Source organism: Aliivibrio finisterrensis (assembly GCF_008933155.1).
Classification (GTDB): Bacteria; Pseudomonadota; Gammaproteobacteria; order Enterobacterales; family Vibrionaceae; genus Aliivibrio; species Aliivibrio finisterrensis.
In genome coordinates this window covers 1-576 of sequence record NZ_WBVP01000091.1, presented here as the reverse complement: position 1 = coordinate 576, position 576 = coordinate 1, and the positions used below count along the sequence as shown (strand labels likewise).

Annotated in this window: 1 protein-coding gene; it reads left to right on the top strand. The window is 45.8% G+C overall.

Annotated features, from left to right (window positions below):
• Nucleotides 1–576: hypothetical protein (locus F8B77_RS17700; RefSeq protein WP_167512871.1), on the top strand; the 576-nt coding region annotated here is incomplete at both ends.

The window sequence follows — 576 nt, the reverse complement described above, 5'->3', positions numbered from 1 at the left end:
TGATTACCATTGACATCAACCCACAAAATGATGCACCGAGCCTTGCTTTTAATTCTCCAGACAAGGCATTTGTCAAAGGCGATGGATCTACCGCACTATTGAGTAATGTAAACATCACCGATATAGATTCGACTGACATCAGTGGTGCCACAATCACCCTGACTGGCGCAACAACGAATGAAATCTTGGCGCTTGGGACTAACTCGTCCAGTATTGTCGGCAGCTACGATGCTAGCACCAACACACTGACTCTAACGGGCAATGCCTCTATCAGTGATTACCAAACCGCACTCGAAGCCGTTCAATACAGTAACAGCGATCCTAGCTTTACTCAGACAACCAACGATTCTCGTTCATTTGACGTTACAGTGACCGATGTCAGTGTAGATACGACTCAGTCACTCCTTAGCGCTGTTGCCAATGGGTCGCTCACCTTATTCGGCGAGTTCACTAATATTCAACAATATGCAAGTGCCACAGTAAACCCACTGGCACAAACTCCCAAAGATACACACTATCAGGCGCTAGGATTTGCAACCAATTCAGACGATGGTTATTTCCAGGAAAGGAGAAATA